12 protein-coding genes are annotated in these 16,240 nt (G+C 71.6%); 8 read left to right on the top strand and 4 right to left on the bottom strand.

Annotated elements, in window-relative coordinates; translation table 11 throughout:
• Positions 1 to 62 precede the first annotated feature (62 nt).
• The 8 genes from iolC to ACFWYM_RS21375 all read left to right on the top strand — a co-directional run bounded on the left by iolC (position 63) and on the right by ACFWYM_RS21375 (position 9,770).
• Positions 63 to 1,025: a 5-dehydro-2-deoxygluconokinase gene (gene iolC, locus ACFWYM_RS21410; RefSeq protein WP_384839286.1), complete on the top strand. Its 963-nt coding sequence runs from the start codon at positions 63 to 65 to the stop codon at positions 1,023 to 1,025.
• The gene (locus tag ACFWYM_RS21405; RefSeq protein ID WP_384839283.1) at positions 1,015 to 1,953 is read left to right on the top strand and encodes an aldolase; all 939 of its coding nucleotides are present in this window, start codon (positions 1,015 to 1,017) and stop codon (positions 1,951 to 1,953) included. The genes iolC and ACFWYM_RS21405 overlap by 11 nt, the downstream gene beginning before the upstream one ends.
• On the top strand, positions 1,950 to 2,840 hold the full coding sequence (gene iolB / locus ACFWYM_RS21400) for a 5-deoxy-glucuronate isomerase (RefSeq protein ID WP_384839281.1): 891 nt from the start codon (positions 1,950 to 1,952) through the stop codon (positions 2,838 to 2,840). Before ACFWYM_RS21405 ends, iolB begins: the two co-directional genes overlap by 4 nt.
• On the top strand, positions 2,837 to 4,717 hold the full coding sequence (gene iolD / locus ACFWYM_RS21395; protein ID WP_384839278.1) for a 3D-(3,5/4)-trihydroxycyclohexane-1,2-dione acylhydrolase (decyclizing): 1,881 nt from the start codon (positions 2,837 to 2,839) through the stop codon (positions 4,715 to 4,717). The genes iolB and iolD overlap by 4 nt, the downstream gene beginning before the upstream one ends.
• 12 nt (positions 4,718 to 4,729) lie before the next feature.
• Complete coding sequence (locus ACFWYM_RS21390; RefSeq protein ID WP_384839275.1) at positions 4,730 to 6,244, top strand: CoA-acylating methylmalonate-semialdehyde dehydrogenase; 1,515 nt, start codon at positions 4,730 to 4,732, stop codon at positions 6,242 to 6,244.
• A gap of 40 nt (positions 6,245 to 6,284) precedes the next feature.
• Positions 6,285 to 7,232 (top strand): TIM barrel protein, encoded by a 948-nt coding sequence (locus ACFWYM_RS21385; RefSeq protein WP_384839272.1) that lies wholly within the window; start codon positions 6,285 to 6,287, stop codon positions 7,230 to 7,232.
• A 9-nt stretch (positions 7,233 to 7,241) separates the two neighbouring features.
• Positions 7,242 to 8,690 (top strand): sugar porter family MFS transporter, encoded by a 1,449-nt coding sequence (locus ACFWYM_RS21380; protein WP_384839270.1) that lies wholly within the window; start codon positions 7,242 to 7,244, stop codon positions 8,688 to 8,690.
• 63 nt (positions 8,691 to 8,753) lie between these two features.
• Positions 8,754 to 9,770, top strand: coding sequence for a Gfo/Idh/MocA family protein (locus ACFWYM_RS21375; RefSeq protein WP_384839268.1), 1,017 nt, complete (start codon positions 8,754 to 8,756; stop codon positions 9,768 to 9,770).
• A gap of 10 nt (positions 9,771 to 9,780) precedes the next feature.
• Here the strand turns inward: ACFWYM_RS21375 and ACFWYM_RS21370 are convergent, their stop codons facing one another.
• The 4 genes from ACFWYM_RS21370 to asnB all read right to left on the bottom strand — a co-directional run bounded on the left by ACFWYM_RS21370 (position 9,781) and on the right by asnB (position 16,240).
• A complete protein-coding gene (locus ACFWYM_RS21370; protein ID WP_384839265.1) occupies positions 9,781 to 12,849 on the bottom strand; it encodes a lantibiotic dehydratase in 3,069 nt (1,022 codons plus the stop codon).
• Between the two features lie 111 nt (positions 12,850 to 12,960).
• The gene (locus tag ACFWYM_RS21365; RefSeq protein WP_384839262.1) at positions 12,961 to 13,101 is read right to left on the bottom strand and encodes a hypothetical protein; all 141 of its coding nucleotides are present in this window, start codon (positions 13,099 to 13,101) and stop codon (positions 12,961 to 12,963) included.
• Between the two features lie 127 nt (positions 13,102 to 13,228).
• Entirely contained in the window at positions 13,229 to 14,338 is a 1,110-nt protein-coding gene (locus ACFWYM_RS21360; protein WP_384839259.1) for a cytochrome P450, read from the bottom strand.
• Between the two features lie 48 nt (positions 14,339 to 14,386).
• Entirely contained in the window at positions 14,387 to 16,240 is a 1,854-nt protein-coding gene (gene asnB / locus ACFWYM_RS21355; protein ID WP_384839256.1) for an asparagine synthase (glutamine-hydrolyzing), read from the bottom strand.

Below are 16,240 nucleotides of genomic sequence, written 5' to 3'. Positions count from 1 at the left end.
CGCGCCGGCAGAGCGCGTGAACCGGATCGGGCGCCGGGGGCCACCGGGGCGAAGGGACTCAGATGTCGTTCGAAGTGCTGACCATGGGCCGCGTCGGAGTGGATGTGTATCCGCTCCAGACAGGGGTGGGCCTCGCGGACGTCGCCTCGTTCGGGAAGTACCTCGGGGGGAGCCCCACCAACGTCGCCGTCGCCGCGGCCCGGCACGGGCACGGGGCCGCCGTCCTCACCAGGACCGGTCGCGACCCCTTCGGTGACTTCGTGCGCCGGGCCCTGGACGGGTACGGCGTCGACACCCGCTTCGTCGGTACGTCGGACATCGCGCCGACCCCGGTGACGTTCTGCGAGATCTTTCCGCCGGACGACTTCCCGCTCTACTTCTACCGGCTGCCCAAGGCCCCCGACCTGGACATCCGCCCCGACGAACTGGATCTCGACGCGATCCGGGACGCCCGCGTCTTCTGGATGACCGGCACCGGGCTGAGCGAGGAGCCCAGCCGTGCCGCCACCCTCGCGGCCCTGGCGCACCGGGCCAGGGCGGGCATCACCGTCTTCGACCTCGACTGGCGGCCCATGTTCTGGCGGGACGGCCCGGAAGAGGCGCGGACGTATTACGCCGAGGCCCTGCGGCACGCCACCGTCGCCGTCGGCAACCTCGACGAGTGTGAGGTCGCCACCGGTGAGCGTGAGCCGTATGCCGCCGCCAAGGCGCTGCTCGCAGCGGGTGTCGAGCTCGCTGTCGTCAAGCAGGGGCCGCGCGGCGTCCTGGCCGTGGAACGGAACGGGGCCGCCGCCGAGATCGCGCCCGTGCCCGTCGACGTCGTCAACGGCCTCGGTGCGGGCGACGCGTTCGGGGGCGCCCTGTGCCACGGGCTGCTGTCCGGCTGGGACACCCGGCGCACCGTGACCTTCGCCAATGCCGCGGGCGCCCTGGTCGCGGGCCGCCTCGCGTGCGCGGACGCCATGCCCCACGAGGCCGAGGTGGAAGCGAAGCTCCGAGAGGTGCGCCATGCCCATGCCGTCTGACACCGATCTCCACCGCGCCCCCGGCGCCGGAGCCGATGACACCGCCGTGCACTCCGTCGCTCGCTCCGCCGTGAGCCGCGTCGTCTCCACCCGCGCCCACAATCCCGGCGCCGTGGCCGAGGCCGCCGCCCGGCGCGTGCTCGCCAAGTCGCCGCTCGGTGACACCGGTCGCGCCCTGATCATCGCCGCGGACCACCCGGCGCGCGGCGCCAACGGCGTGGGCGCCGACCCCTGGGCTCTCGCCGACCGGGGCGCGCTCCTGGACCGGCTGTGCGTCGCCCTCGAACGGCCCGGCGTCACCGGTGTCCTCGGCACCGCCGACATCCTGGAGGACCTGCTGCTGCTCGGTGTCCTCGACGGCAAGAGCGTGTTCGGGTCCATGAACCGCGCGGGTCTCGCGGGTTCGTCGTTCGAGATCGACGACCGCTTCACCTGCTACGACGCCCGGACCATCGCGGCCATGGGCTTCGACGGCGGGAAGATGCTCACCCGCATCGCGCTCGATGACCCGGCGACCCCGGCCGCGCTGGAGAACACCGCGCACGCCGTGGACGAGCTCAGTGACCGTCAACTCATCGCGATGGTCGAGCCGTTCCTGTCGGTGTGGGAGGGCGGGCGGCTGCGCAACGACCTCTCCCCCGACGCCGTCGTCACCTCGGTGACCATCGCCTCGGGCCTCGGGCGCCGCTCCGCGTACACCTGGCTGAAGCTGCCCGTCGTCGACGACATGGAGCGTGTGCTGGCCGCGTCCACCCTGCCCGCGCTGCTGCTCGGCGGTGACGTCACCGACCGCGACGCGACGTTCGCGTCCTGGGCCCGCGCGCTGCGGCAGCCCACCGCGCAGGGGCTCGTGGTCGGCCGCTCCCTGCTCTGCCCGCCCGACGGTGACGTCGCAGGTGCCGTGGACCGGGTGGTGAGCCTGCTGTGAACGACGCCTGCCACCTGCCGTACGGGACGACGGACGACGGGACCTACGACGTCGCCGTCACGCCCGAGTCCACGCTCCTGCGCCACTGTGCGCTGCGCGTCCTCGACCTCGACCACGGCGCCGCGCACACCCTCGACACCGGCGACAGCGAGTTCCTGGTGCTGCCGCTGTTCGGTTCCTGCACCGTCGCCGTCGCGGGGCACACCTTCGAACTCGCGGGCCGCGGCGGCGTGTTCGGGGAGGTCACCGACTTCGCCTACGTCCCCCGGGGTGCTCAGGCAGTCATCAGCAGCGCGTCCGGCGCCCGTCTCGCGCTGCCCTCCGCCCGCACCGATGCCGACCTGCCGCCCCGTCATGGCCGCAAGGAGGACGTGCCCGTGGAGCTGCGCGGCGCCGGGAACTGCTCGCGCCAGGTCCACAACTACTGTCTGCCCGGCACCTTCGACGCCGGGCGGCTCCTGGTGTGCGAGGTCCTCACGCCGGGCGGCAACTGGTCGTCGTATCCCCCGCACAAGCACGACGAGGCGCGCGTCGGCCGCGACGGGACGCCCGTCGAGAGCGAGCTGGAGGAGATCTACCACTTCGAGGTCGCGGGCGGCCCGCACGCCTTCGGTCACCAGCGCGTCTACGGCACCGCCGAGCGGCCCCTCGATGTCTTCGCCGAGGTCCGCTCCGGCGACACCGTGCTCGTCCCGCACGGCTGGCACGGCCCGTCGGCGGCCGCGCCCGGCTACGACCTGTACTACCTCAACGTCATGGCGGGCCCCGGCCCGGAGCGCGCCTGGCTGATCCGCGACGACCCCGCGCACGCCTGGGTGCGCTCCGCCTGGGAGTCCCAAGCCGTCGATGCGCGGCTCCCGTTCACCGCCGAGGAGGGCACCCGATGACGACCGTACGGCTGACGACCGCCCAGGCCCTCGTGCGCTTCCTGGCCGCCCAGTACAGCGAGCGCGACGAGCAGGAGCAGCGGCTGATCCCCGGGGTGTGGGGCATCTTCGGGCACGGCAATGTCGCCGGGCTCGGCCAGGCCCTGCTGCAGGCGTCGCGCACTCAAGAGGCCGATCTGCCCTACTACTTGGCCCGCAACGAGCAGGGCATGGTGCACGCGGCCGTGGCCTTCGCGAAGGCGCGGGACCGGCTCGCCGCCTTCGCCTGCACGGCGTCGACGGGGCCGGGCTCCACCAACATGGTCACCGGTGCGGCCCTGGCCACCACCAACCGGCTGCCCGTCCTGCTGCTGCCCAGCGACATGTTCGCCACGCGCGCCGCCGAACCGGTGCTCCAGCAGCTGGAGGACACCCGTGGCGGCGACGTCACCGTCAACGACGCCTTCCGCCCGGTCTCCAAGTACTTCGACCGGGTCTCCCGGCCCGAGCAGCTGATCCCGGCCGCGCTCGCCGCGATGCGGGTCCTGACCGACCCGGTGGAGACCGGCGCCGTCACGCTCGCGCTGCCGCAGGACGTGCAGGCGGAGGCGTACGACTGGCCGCTGGACTTCTTCCGGCGGCGGGTGTGGCACGTGGGCCAGCCGGAGCCGGAGCCCTCGGCCGTGGAGCGGGCCGCACGGCTGCTGCGCGGCGCCGAGAGGCCGCTGATCGTGGCGGGCGGCGGGGCCGTGTACGCGGGCGCCGAGACGCGGCTGCGGGCGTTCGCCGAGGCCACCGGAGTGCCGGTGGCGGACACGCACGCGGGCAAGGGCGCGGTGCCCTGGGACCACCCGTGCGCGGTCGGCGGCGTCGGCGCCACCGGCACGTACGCGGCGAACGAACTGGCCCGCGAGGCGGATGTCGTGCTCGGCGTCGGCACCCGCTACAGCGACTTCACCACCGCGAGCCGCACCGTCTTCGGCCATCCGGACGTGGCCTTCGTCAATCTGAACGTGGCCCGGCTCGACGCCGTGAAGCACGCGGCCGAGCCGGTCGTCGCCGATGCGCGCCGCGGCATCGAGGCCCTCGCGGGCGCGCTCGCGGACTGGGAGGTCGACGACGGCTACCGCCGACACGTGCGCCGACTCGTCGCCCGCACCCGGGAGATCGAGCAGGAGTGCTTCACTCGCCGCGGGCACGGGCCGCTGCCGGAGCAGACGGAGATCCTGGGCGCGCTCGGTGACGTCCTGGGCGACGGCGACGTCGTCATCAACGCCGCCGGTTCCCTGCCCGGCGACCTCCAGCAGCTGTGGCGGGCCCGCGATCCCAAGGCGTACCACGTCGAGTACGCGTACTCCTGCATGGGCTACGAGGTCGCGGCCGGGGTCGGCGTGAAGATGGCCGACCCGTCGCGCGAGGTGGTCGTGCTCGTCGGCGACGGCTCGTATCTGATGATGGCTCAGGAGCTGGCGACGATGGTGTCCGAGGGCCTGAAGGTCATCGTGGTGATCGTCCAGAACCATGGCTTCGCCTCCATCGGGTCCCTGTCGGAGGCACTCGGTTCGCAGCGCTTCGGCACCACGTACCGCTACCGGGACGGGGATTCGGGGCAGCTCGACGGCGGTGTCCTGCCCGTCGACCTGGCCGCGAACGCCGCCTCGCTCGGCGCCGACGTGCTGCGCGCCGACACCGTCGACGCGTTCCGTACGGCGATGGAGAAGGCCAGGGCCGCCGAGCGCACGACCGTCGTGCACGTCGAGACCGACCTGTACGGACCCAATCCGCCCTCGCACGCCTGGTGGGACGTGCCCGTGAGCGAGGTCTCCGCCCTTGAGTCCACCCGGAGCGCCTACGCGACGTATGCCGCTCGCAAGCAGGCCCAGCGCCCCTACCTCTGAGGAAGCCCCGTCGTGAACCACCCCATCGAGCACTGGATCAACGGCCGTGCTGTGCCCGGCACTTCGGGCCGCACCCTGCCCGTCCTCAACCCGGCCACCGGCCGCGAGCGGGCCCGGGTCGCGCTCGCCGCGCCCGCCGACGTGGACGCCGCCGTCGCGGCCGCGGCCGCCGCCTTCGAGAGCTGGTCCGAGTCGTCGCTCGCGCGCCGCGCCCAGGTCCTGTTCGCCTTCCGTGAGCTGCTGGCGCGGCACGAGGAGGAGCTCGCCCGGATCATCTCCGCCGAGCACGGCAAGACCGTGGCCGACGCGCGCGGCGAGATCGTGCGCGGCCGCGAGGTCGTCGAGTTCGCGTGCGGCCTCGGCGACGTGCTGCGCGGCGGCTTCTCGGATCAGGTGTCGCGTGGTGTGGACGTGCACGGCTTCCGGCAGCCGCTCGGGGTCGTCGCCGGGATCACGCCCTTCAACTTCCCCGTCATGGTGCCCCTGTGGATGCACCCGATCGCCATCGCCACCGGCAACACGTTCGTCCTCAAGCCCAGTGAGCGCGACCCGTCCGCCGCGAACGTCGTCGCCGACCTGTACCGGCAGGCGGGGCTGCCCGACGGCGTCTTCAATGTCGTGCACGGAGACAAGGAGGCGGTGGACGCGCTGCTCACGCACGACGACGTCGCGGCCGTCTCCTTCGTCGGCTCCACACCGGTCGCCGAGTATGTGCACGCCACGGCCGTCGCGCACGGCAAACGCGTGCAGGCGCTCGGCGGCGCCAAGAACCACGCCGTCGTGCTGCCGGACGCCGACCTGGAGTTCGCCGCGGACCACATCACGGCGGGCGCCTACGGCTCGGCGGGCGAGCGCTGCATGGCCGTGTCCGTGGCGGTCGCCGTGGGAGGCTCCGCCGGCGGACTCGTCGAGGTCCTGGCGCGCAAGGCCCGCGAGGTGAAGGTCGGGCCCGGTGACGCGCCCGGCACCGAGATGGGCCCGCTCATCACGCACGCCGCCCGGCAGCGCGTCGAGGGGGCCGTGGCCACCGCGGCAGCGCAGGGAGCCACCGTCGTCGTCGACGGGCGCGGTCCGAAGGTCGGCGACGCGCACCCCGAGTGCGCGGACGGCTTCTTCACCGGGCCCTGTCTGCTCGACCACGTCACCGCCGAGATGGACGCCTACAAGGACGAGCTGTTCGGTCCGGTGCTCGCCGTCGTCCGCGTCGACACCCTCGACGAGGCGATCGCGCTCATCAACGCCAACCCGTACGGCAACGGCACCGCCCTGTTCACCGACAGCGGCGCGGCCGCACGCGAGTTCCAGCGCCGCGTCCACGTCGGCATGATCGGCGTCAACGTGCCGGTGCCCGTGCCGATGTCGTACTACTCCTTCGGCGGCTGGAAGGACTCGCTCATCGGCGACTCCCCCGTCCACGGCCCCGAGGGCATCCGCTTCTACACCCGGCCCAAGGTCGTCACCACGCGCTGGCCCCGCCGGGCCGCGGCACCGGCCGCCGCCGGATTCACCTTCCCCACCTCCCATTGATCGCCTTCCCCATCTCCAACTGACCGTCAGGAGTCACCACATGGCAACGGCGCCATCCCCGCTCCGCACCGTCGCGGGCAACCTCTGCCTGGGTTCCGCGCCCGACTCGTGGGGCGTCTGGTTCCCCGAGGACGAGCACCAGGTCCCCTACACCCGCTTCCTCGACGAACTGGCCCAGGCCGGATACGAGTGGCTGGAGCTCGGCCCGTACGGCTATCTGCCCACCGAACCCGCCCGCCTCGCCGAGGAGTTGGCGGACCGCGGGCTCAAGGTCTCCGGCGGCACCGCCTTCGGCGCCCTGCACCGGCCCGAGAAGTGGGACGCCACGCTCGCCCGCGTTCGCAATGTCGCGGAGCTCACCGCCGCCACTGGCGCGCACCACCTCGTCCTCATCCCGGACATGTACCGCGACGAGAAGACCGGCGCGTTCACCGAGTCGCCCGAGCTGACCGCCGCGCAGTGGGCGGACTTCGGGCGCACCGCGGACCGGCTCGGCCGGCTGCTGCTCGACGAGTACGACGTGCGGCTCGTCCTGCACCCGCACGCCGACAGCCACATCCAGACCCAGGCCGAGATCGAGCGGCTCCTCAACGAGTCCGACGGCCGCTACACGAACCTCTGTCTGGACACCGGCCACGTCGTCTACGGGGGCGGCGACACCATCGACCTGATCCGCCGCTACGCCGAGCGCGTCGGCTATGTGCACATCAAACAGATGGACCCCGAGATCCTGCGCCAGGTCGCCGCCGAACAGCTGTCGTTCGGCGAGGCCGTCCGCCGCGGCGTGTGTGTGACGCCTCCGGCGGGGGTCCCCGACCCGGCGTCCGTCATCGACGAACTGGCCCGCCTGGACGCGGAGTTGTTCGTCGTCGTCGAGCAGGACCTGTACCCGTGCGCCCCGGACGTGCCGCTGCCGATCGCCGTCCGCACGCGTGAGCACCTCGCCGACCGGGGCCTGTCCGGCACCCGACGGCCACGCCTTCGGTAGGCGGCGGCCATGACGGACGTCAGGGACGACACGACCGCTCCCCCCGCACCCGCCCACGGCGCGACCGCGCCGCCCGATGACGGCACCCCGCGCCCCGTGGCCCGGCGCCTGCGCGTCATCACGGGCATCGCCACCTTCGGCGGCCTCCTGTTCGGCTACGACACCGGAGTCATCAACGGCGCCCTGCCGTACATGAAGGACGACCTGGGCCTCACTCCCTTCACCGAGGGCCTGGTCACCAGCTCCCTGCTGCTCGGCGCGGCCCTCGGCTCGCTGGTGGGCGGGCGGCTCTCGGACCGGCGCGGCAGGCGCCACACCATCCTGCTGCTCGCGGTGCTCTTCTTCGTCGGCGCGCTCGGCTGCACCCTGGCACCGTCGACGGCGACGATGGTCGTGGCCCGGTTCGTGCTCGGGATCGCGGTCGGCGGTGCCTCGGTGACCGTCCCCGTGTACCTGGCGGAGATCTCACCCGCCGAGCGCCGCGGCGGGCTCGTCACCCGCAACGAACTGATGATCGTGAGCGGGCAGTTGCTCGCCTTCACGTCGAACGCGCTCATCGCCCGCGTGGGCGGCGAGTCCGGCGGCGTCTGGCGCTGGATGCTCGTCATCGCGACCCTGCCCGCCGTGGTGCTGTGGCTCGGAATGCTGGTGATGCCGGAGAGCCCGCGCTGGCTCGCCGCGCAGGGCCGGTTCAGCGCCGCCTTCGACGTCCTGCGCCAGGTCAGGTCGGAGCGGCGCGCGCGGGCCGAACTCGGCGAGGTCACCGGGCTCGCCATGCGCGACGAGCGGGCCCGCGCGGGCGGGTTCGCCGACCTCAGGGCGACGCCCTGGCTGCGCCGGCTGATGTGGGTGGGTTTCGGCCTCGCCGTGTGCCAGCAGATCACCGGCGTGAACACGATCATGTACTACGGCACCCAGATCCTCACCGACGCCGGGTTCGCCTCCGACAGCGCCCTGACGGCCAACATCGCCAACGGTGTGATCTCCGTTCTCGCCACGTTCGTCGGCATCTGGCTGCTGGGTCGCGTCGACCGCCGCCCGATGCTGATGACCGGCCAACTGGGCACCACGGTCGCGCTGTTGCTCATCGGGATCTTCTCCCTCACGCTGCCGGAGGGCACCGGCCGCGCGTTCGCCGTGCTGGCGATGACGGTCACGTTCCTCGCCTTCCAGCAGGGCGCGATCTCGCCGGTGACCTGGCTGATGCTCTCGGAGATCTTCCCGACGCGGATGCGGGCCTTCGGCATGGGGCTCGCGGCGGTGGTGCTGTGGCTCACGAACTTCGCGATCGGCCTCGCCTTCCCGTCGCTCGTCTCCGGCATCGGCATCTCCGCGACGTTCTTCGTCTTCGTGGTGTTCGGGGTGGCAGCGGTCTGCTTCACGCGGCGGTATGTGCCCGAGACGCGGGGGCGCTCCCTGGAAGAGCTGGAGCAGGAGCTCCGTGCCCGCTTCGCCTGACCAGTACCTGCTGTCTGGCTTGCTGACTTGCCTGCTGACTGACTAGATGTGAAAGGCCCTCGAATGGCTTCTGTACGTGTGGGCGTCATCGGCGCCGGCTGGATCGGCCTGGACCACATGCGCCGCCTCACGCAGGTCGTCCCCGGAGCCGAGGTGACGGCCGTCACCGACGTCGACGCCGAGCGCGCCGCGCAGGCCGCGGCCCGCTTCCCAGCGCGCACCCTGCCCACCGGCGCGGACCTGGTCGCCGCGCCCGACGTCGACGCCGTCCTCGTCACCTCCTGGGGCCCGACGCACGCCGAGCACGTCCTGAACGCGGTCGCCGCCGGAAAGCCCGTCTTCTGCGAGAAGCCCCTCGCGACCACCGCCGAGGACTGTCTGCGCATCGTGAAGGCCGAGATGGCGTCCGGCCGCCGCCTGGTCCAGGTGGGGTTCATGCGCCGCTACGACGCGGGCTACCGCGAGCTCAAGGACGTCATCACCGGCAACGGCATCGGCGCCCCGCTGATGGTGCACTGCGCCCACCGCAACGCGGGCGCCCCCGCCTCGTACACCTCCCCCATGGCCGCACAGGACACGGCCGTGCACGAGATCGACGTGCTGCGCTGGCTCCTGGACGACGAGATCGTCTCGGCACAGGTCCTGACGCCTCGCGCGACCGGTCGGCGCCATCCGCACCTCAAGGACCCGCAGTTCATGCTGTTCGAGACGGCGCGGGGCGTCCGCATCGACCTCGAGGTCTTCGTCAACTGCCAGTACGGTTACGACATCCAGTGCGAGGCCGTGGGCGAGACCGGCGTCGCCCGCCTGCCCGACCCGGCCGCGGTCTCCTTGCGCAGCGCGGGCCGCCATGGCAGGGCCGTGCTCCAGGACTGGCAGCACCGGTTCGCGAGCGCCTTCGACACGGAGCTCAGGGAGTGGGTCGCGGGCGTTGCGGCGGGCGGCGAGCCGCAGGGCCCCTCGGCCTGGGACGGATATGCGGCGACGGTCATCACCGACGCCGCCGTGGAGTCCCTGGAGTCGGACGGTCAGGTGGTGAACGTGGACCTCCAGGACCGACCCGTCTTCTACTCCCCGTGAGGCGATGTCTTCACAGGCCCCCGCGGCGCGCCTGCCGGGCATGCAGGAAGTCCCTGAGCAGCGCCAGGCTTGTCGCCTCGTCGTCGGTCCCGGAGGCGAGCCGGTTGTGGTGCATGTGCATGAGGGATCTGAGGACACCGTGGGGCGTCGGCGTCGCGGGGGCGGTCGCGCCGCAGGAGCGCAGGGCCTGTCCGTAGGCACGGACCGCCGATGCGCGGTCGCGCCAGCTCTCCACGACGCGTTCGCCTCCCGGCACGTGGCGCAGTGCGTCCCAGTCGTCCGAGTCGTCGCCGAGCCGGGCGAGCAGGGCACGCGAACCGCGCGGAGCAGGGCGGTCCGGCTGCGGCCGGGGAGTCGCGGACGACGGCAGGAGCGCGTCGGTGCGCCCGGTCAAGGCGCGTGCCAGGTCGAGGTAGTTGAGGCAGCTCAGCACGGTGGTGTCGAAGGGGCAGTCGGGGTCCGAGAGGACCTGGAGTTGCTGGAGCACGGCCACGCTGTCGGCGTGGAAGGCGCGTTCGGCGGCCTCGATCGCTTCGGGCCCGCCGTAGCGCGCGGTTTCGGGACGGTATTCGTCCAGCACCAGGGAGCGTGCCAGCCCTTGCCCGCGCAGATCCGCGGCCCAGGCCCCGATTCCCGGGAGAGCCTCACGGGTGAGGACGTCGGGGCGGGCGTGGAAGCGCAGGCGCAGGTGTGGGTCGGGGTCCGCGTAGCGAAGGAAGTACCACAGGTCCATGGACTCGGGCAGATCGCGGAGCAGCAGGGGAAGGCATCGCGTGAGGATCTCGTCGTGGCGCGCCGGCGAGGCGTACAGCTTGGCGCTCAGCCAGGCGCTGCCGGGCGGGTAGGACCTCGTACCGGTGTCGCGGAGCGGATAGGAGCCGTGGTGGGTGCGTACCGGGGCGGGTCCGTCGCTGTGCAGGGAGAAGGTCAGTTCACAGGCGTGCGTGGGGTGTCCGGTCCAGCCGGACGAGTCGGGCGTGGCGCCGATGGCTTCGTGGAGGGTGGTGTGCGGATTGCGCCGCAGTTCCTCCCGGAGCAGACGCAGATGCATCGCCTTGCGGAGGTCCAGTGTCAGGCGGCGGTCCCCGTTGCCGACGGAGAGCCGGTCGGGCACGCTCCAGGCCGCACGCCAGGCGTCCACCTGAGTGCGCCAGTCCTGCCAGGTGCCGGCCGCGGGCAACAGGAAGGCGCTGTTCCAGCGTGCCGGAGACACGATGGTCCGTCCGTGGCGGACGCGGGGCAGGCGCGGCAGTTCGGCGACGGGGCCCCAGCTCCACGCGTGGAGTGCCGTGCGACCGGCCCCGCCGATGGCCTGCAGCAGTCGTACGGCGGGGAGTTCCCGCTCGTCGTTGAGCATGTCCAGTCGCGCGGGCAGTACTTCGCGGCCGAGCGAGGCGGAGTAGGCGTACAGGCGGTCCTGGTGGGCGCCTATGTGGAGGTCGTCCACGCCGAGTTGGTCCGGGGCGTCGTCGTGGAAGGTGCCTATGTGGACCGTGGGCATGGCGGCGGCGCCGGTCCGGGTGAGGTTGCCGCCGCGCGGCATGCGGGGGTGGAAGTCCAGGGCGACACGTACGGCGTGCGGGGCTCGGGGATCGCGGCGGTGTGCCTCGTGGCGGCAGTGCGCGGCCACGGGTTCGCCCAGGAGGTGGGAGAACCGTCCGTTGACGGCGCCGGCTTGGTGGCTGCCGGTGCCGAGCACCACACGGAAGTCACCGGCGTCCACGGCTTGGGGCGATGACGCCTGGAGGGTCACCGTCACATCCATGGTCAGGGGTGGTGATTCCTTTCCTGGAACGGCCAGTTGGCGGAGTCGCTCCCGGTCGAGGAGGACTTCGGGGAGCCCGTCCCGCACGGCGGTCGCGGCCAGTTCGGCCAGCGCCTTGTCCCGGAGCGGGGTGGACCTGGCCGGCCGGGCCGTCGCGTCGCTCGTGCCGATCGGGCTGCTCGTGCCGACCGGTCCCAGGCCGCGCTCCGGGTCCAGGAGTTCGGCCAGGGGTACGAGCTGTGTGGTGCCGTACCGCTCCAGGAAGCGTTGAAGGTAGTCCTCGAGTCCGGGGAACCACTCGGCGTGCGGGGTGATGCCCCACAGCACCCCGGCCGCGGTTTCCACCTCGGTCGAGACGGAGCGGGGCAGCGCGATGGAGGCGTCGGCGGCGACGTCCACGTGCAGGGGGTGTGCGCTGTCGTGGAGTTGCCGCATGCGGCGGGCGATCTCGCGCGGTTTCTCCGGTTCCCGGCCCGGTTCGGCAGCGGCGTATTCGGCGATGGACTCTCGCACAGATCTCAGGGCACCCACGGCGGCGGACTGCGGAGCGGCACGCTCCAGGCGTTCCAGGACGTCGTCGAGCGGGGAAACCGCCCGCATCGGTGGGTGCAGGTCGGTGACCAGGAATCCGTGGGTCACCAGTGAGTGCACGAGGCGTTCCGCGACGTCGTGCGGCTGGCGGGGGAAGGCGTCGTGGATGCGTGCGGCCAGGTCGGGCAGGGCGAGCGGGGACTGCGCTTCCGCCAGCGCCGTGGCGACAGCCTTCGTGTGGCGGATCGACGTCGCCTCCCGGTCGCCCTGCCGCGGAAGCGTCAGTCTCTCGCCCCGCACTACGGCCAGAGGGTTGGTTCGGGCCCGCAGTCCTGCCGAGACGGCGGGGTCCTTTTCCATCGACGTAAGGAAGTTCCGCAGCCATGACGCGTCCGGGCGCACGCTTTTGCGGTGGCTGCTGCCGACAGAGACCGCGGTGGGGCCTTCGGCCACCGGCGCCACACCGGCGAAGAGGCCGAAGGGGACGGCACGACCTGCCATCCGCAGGTGGTAGCGGAGAAGGGACAGCAGGGTGCGGCGCGCTTCCCTCGTGGTGCTGATCTCCCTCCGAGCCAGTCGTTCCGCCGCTTCGAAAAGCGACGGAGACGCCAGCAGGAGTGCTTCTCGGAAGACCGGATCCGCCAGTGCGGTCTCCCCCGCCGTGGCCAGCTGTTCAGCCGTCGCTTCATCGGCCGCGCAGCGATCGTCGCCGCCGTCCCACAGGCGAGAACGGGACAGCACCGACACCCGTGCGACGACCGGGCCGCTGACACTAAAACGCATGCGCCGGCTTCTCCTGCCGATTCGTGTTCCTGCTTCTGCGGCGGGGTGCCCGACGAGAAGGGCTTCGGGAAAGAGCCCGGCACGCCGCTCGGTCCCGAAGACCCGTCACCGTCAGAAGGGGCAGCAGATGCAACCGATGCCGCTCGTCATCTGCTGCTCGTTACCGAGCTCTGCCTGCTGGTCCGACGCCTTCACGTCGAGCTCGAACTCGTCCAGGTCAATGGCTGCGTCGAGCACGGGGGTGTGATTCATCTTCTTGGCCTTTCTGATATCGGGAGGGCGCGCACGCTGCGCTCAACTACCCCTGGATTAAGGGATGTTGACCGTGCGCCCACTGCCCAATTTATGCGTCCCGCCTCGGAGGATCGAGGGACTTTGGTCACCAGACCACCGGGAGAGATTCCACGCCACCGACAAATCCTTGAGCCCGGTATCGCAGGTCGCCCTCGGAAACCCCCAGGCGCAGTGACGGGAATCGGCGGAGCAGAGCCGGGAAGGCGATGGTGAGGACCATGCGGGCCAGTTGCTGTCCCAGGCACTGATGAACGCCGAACCCGAAAGCCAGGTGTCGGCTCACGGGGCGCTTCACGTTGAACGTGTCTGCGTCCTCAAGAAATCCCGGGTCGCGGTTGGCCGAGGCGATCGAGGGGACGATCATGTCGCCGGCTTTGATCAGCCGGCCGCCGAGTGTCAGGTCCCGAGTCGCCCATCGCGGCGTTGCGGTGTGGATCAAGGCCGGGTGGCGGAGGACCTCCTCAACCGCCGTACGCAGGACACCCTCTGTGCCCTCTCGGACGACTGCCAGCTGTTCCGGATGCTGCAACAGCGTCAGCGTGCCGAGTCCCACGGCGTGTGCGGTGGCCTCGTGTCCGCCGACCAGCAGGAAGCAACCGACGCCGACCAGTTCTTCATCGGAGATGTTGTCCCCGTGCTCACTGATCAGCCGTCCAAGGATCCCGCCTCCCGGTTCCTGTCGATGTCCGGCGACGAGAGTGGAAATGTAGGAGAGCGTTTCGCGGTAGTTCTCCATCTGGCGTTCCGTCGGGAGTGACGCATCGAGCAGCAATTCGCTGCGTCGCCGGAACTCGACCCGTTCCTCGTACGGGACGCCAAGGAGTTCCCAGATGGCGAACGACGCGATCGGAAACGCGAACTCCTTCATCAGGTCAGCCGGTTGGCCCGCCTGTTCCATCTCGTCGAGTTGCGAGGCGTTGTTCTCCTCGAGCCGTGGCCGCAGGGCCTGGACCCTCCTGACCGTGAACTCTCGGGTGAGCATGCGCCGGATGCGGGTGTGGTCCGGCGGGTCCATCGACACGAGGACACCGGCCTGGCCGCCGCCCACTCCCCCTCCGTCATGGCAGACATTGCTGATGTGTGGGCCGCTCAGCACCGCCCGGACGTCGTCGTAGCCGGTGACCAGCCATGCGTCACACGGCTTACCGTTCTGGGACCTGCCCTGTTGCTTCATCACCGGGGCTTCCCTGCGCATGGCGTCTCCGTTCCGCGAGAGGTGCGAACTTCCCCACGAGAGGGGCGATCAGATGTCCAGGACGACGTCGTAGCGGCGCAGCCAGTCGTCGAGACCGAGGACGAACTCACTGCCGATGCGCAGCTCGACGCCGCTCGCCGACGCGATGACCCGCTGGGCGGCATCGCTGTCGAGCAGGGCGCGCACCGGCGCCCCGGGGTCGGCCAGAACCGCTCGCAGTTCGCCTCGCAGGGCTTCGTCGTACCGGGAGTCCTGGATGCTGGGGTACGGGCTCTTCGCACGGTCGGCGACCGACACCGGCAGCAGGTCGCGCGTGGCGGCACGCAGCAGGGACTTCTCGCGGCCGTCGAACGTCTTCGCCTTCCAGGGGGTGTTGAAGACGTACTGGACGAGACGGTGGTCGCAGAAGGGCACGCGCACCTCCAGGCCGGTGGCCATGCTGATCCGGTCGGTGCGCTCCAGGGGGAACTGCACGAAGCGGGTGAGATGCAGGTGGCAGATCTCCCGCATGCGCCGCTCCAGTCCCGTCTCGCCGTCCAGGCGCGGCACCTCGGCGAGGGCTTCGCGGTAGCGGGCCGCGCGGTATCCAGGCACGTCCAGCCTGGCCAGCAGGCCGCCGTCCAGCATGGCCTCGCGGGGGCTGGGGCGCCCACCCGCGCCGCCGCGGGGGCCTACGGGGGAAAGCCATGGGAAGGAGCGGGAGCGCACCTGGTCCGGGGAGTGGAACCAGCGGTAGCCGCCGAAGAGTTCGTCCGCGGCCTCACCCGACAGGGCGACCGTCGAGCTCTCCCGGATCGCCTGGAACAACAGGTAGAGGGAGACGTCGCCCTCGCCGAAGCCGGTCGGCAGGTCACGGGCGTTCAGCACGGCGTCCCGGCCGGCCCGGTCCATCAGGGCAGCGGTGTCGAGCACGATGTCCCGGTGGTCGGATCCCACGTGCTCGGCGAGGGCGCGGGCGTAGGGGGCGTCGGGGGTGCCCCGCAGCCAGTCGGGCGTGAAGTTCTCGCTCTGTCCGGCGAAGTCCACGGCGAAGGAGCGCACCGGCCCGGCGCCCTGGCGCGCCAGTTCCCGGTGCGCGAGCGCGGTGATGGCCGAGGAGTCCAGGCCGCCGGAGAGCAGCGTGCACAGCGGCACGTCGGCGTCGAGCTGGCGGGTGACGATGTCGTCGAGCAGGCCACGGATCCGGTCGACGGTGGTGACGAGGTCGTCGGTGTGCTCGCGGGCCTCAAGGCTCCAGTAGCGGCGGGTCGTCAGTCCCCGCCTGCGTACGCGTACGACGTGACCGGCGACGACCTCCTTCATGCCCTGATAGATGGCGTGCCCGGGGGTTTTGGTGAGCGCGAGCAGTTCCGCGAGGCCGTCGGTGTCCACGGCGGCCCGCACGGACGGGTGGGCGAGGATGGCCTTCGGCTCGGAGCCGAAGAGGACGCCGTCCGCGGTCGGGTAGTAGTAGAGCGGCTTGACGCCCATCCGGTCGCGGACCAGCAGCAGTTCCTGCTCGCGCGGGTCCCACAGGGCGAAGGCGTACATGCCGTTCAGCCGCTCGACGAAGTCGGCGCCCCACTCCAGATAGGCGTGCAGCACGACCTCGGTGTCGCTGGCGGTGCGGAAGGAGTGCCCCAGCGCCGCCAACTCGGCGCGCAGCTCACGGTGGTTGTAGACCTCGCCGCTGTACGTGGTGACCAGCAGGGTGCGGCCGCCGCGTTCGACGCCCATCGGCTGCTTGCCGCCGTCGACATCGATGACGGCCAGGCGGCGGTGCCCGAGTCCGGCGTGGGTGTCCAGCCAGACTCCGTCGTCGTCCGGGCCGCGGCAGACCATGGTCTTGGCCATGGCCGCGAGCGTTCCGTGCTCGGTGGTCAGATCCCGGTCGTAGGAGACCCATCCGGTGATGCCGCACAT

The sequence above is a fragment of the Streptomyces sp. NPDC059009 genome, assembly GCF_042740175.1.
In the GTDB taxonomy this organism is placed as follows: domain Bacteria; phylum Actinomycetota; class Actinomycetes; order Streptomycetales; family Streptomycetaceae; genus Streptomyces.
The sequence above is the reverse complement of the archived record's forward strand: the minus strand, read 5'-3'. Positions and strand labels throughout refer to the sequence as shown.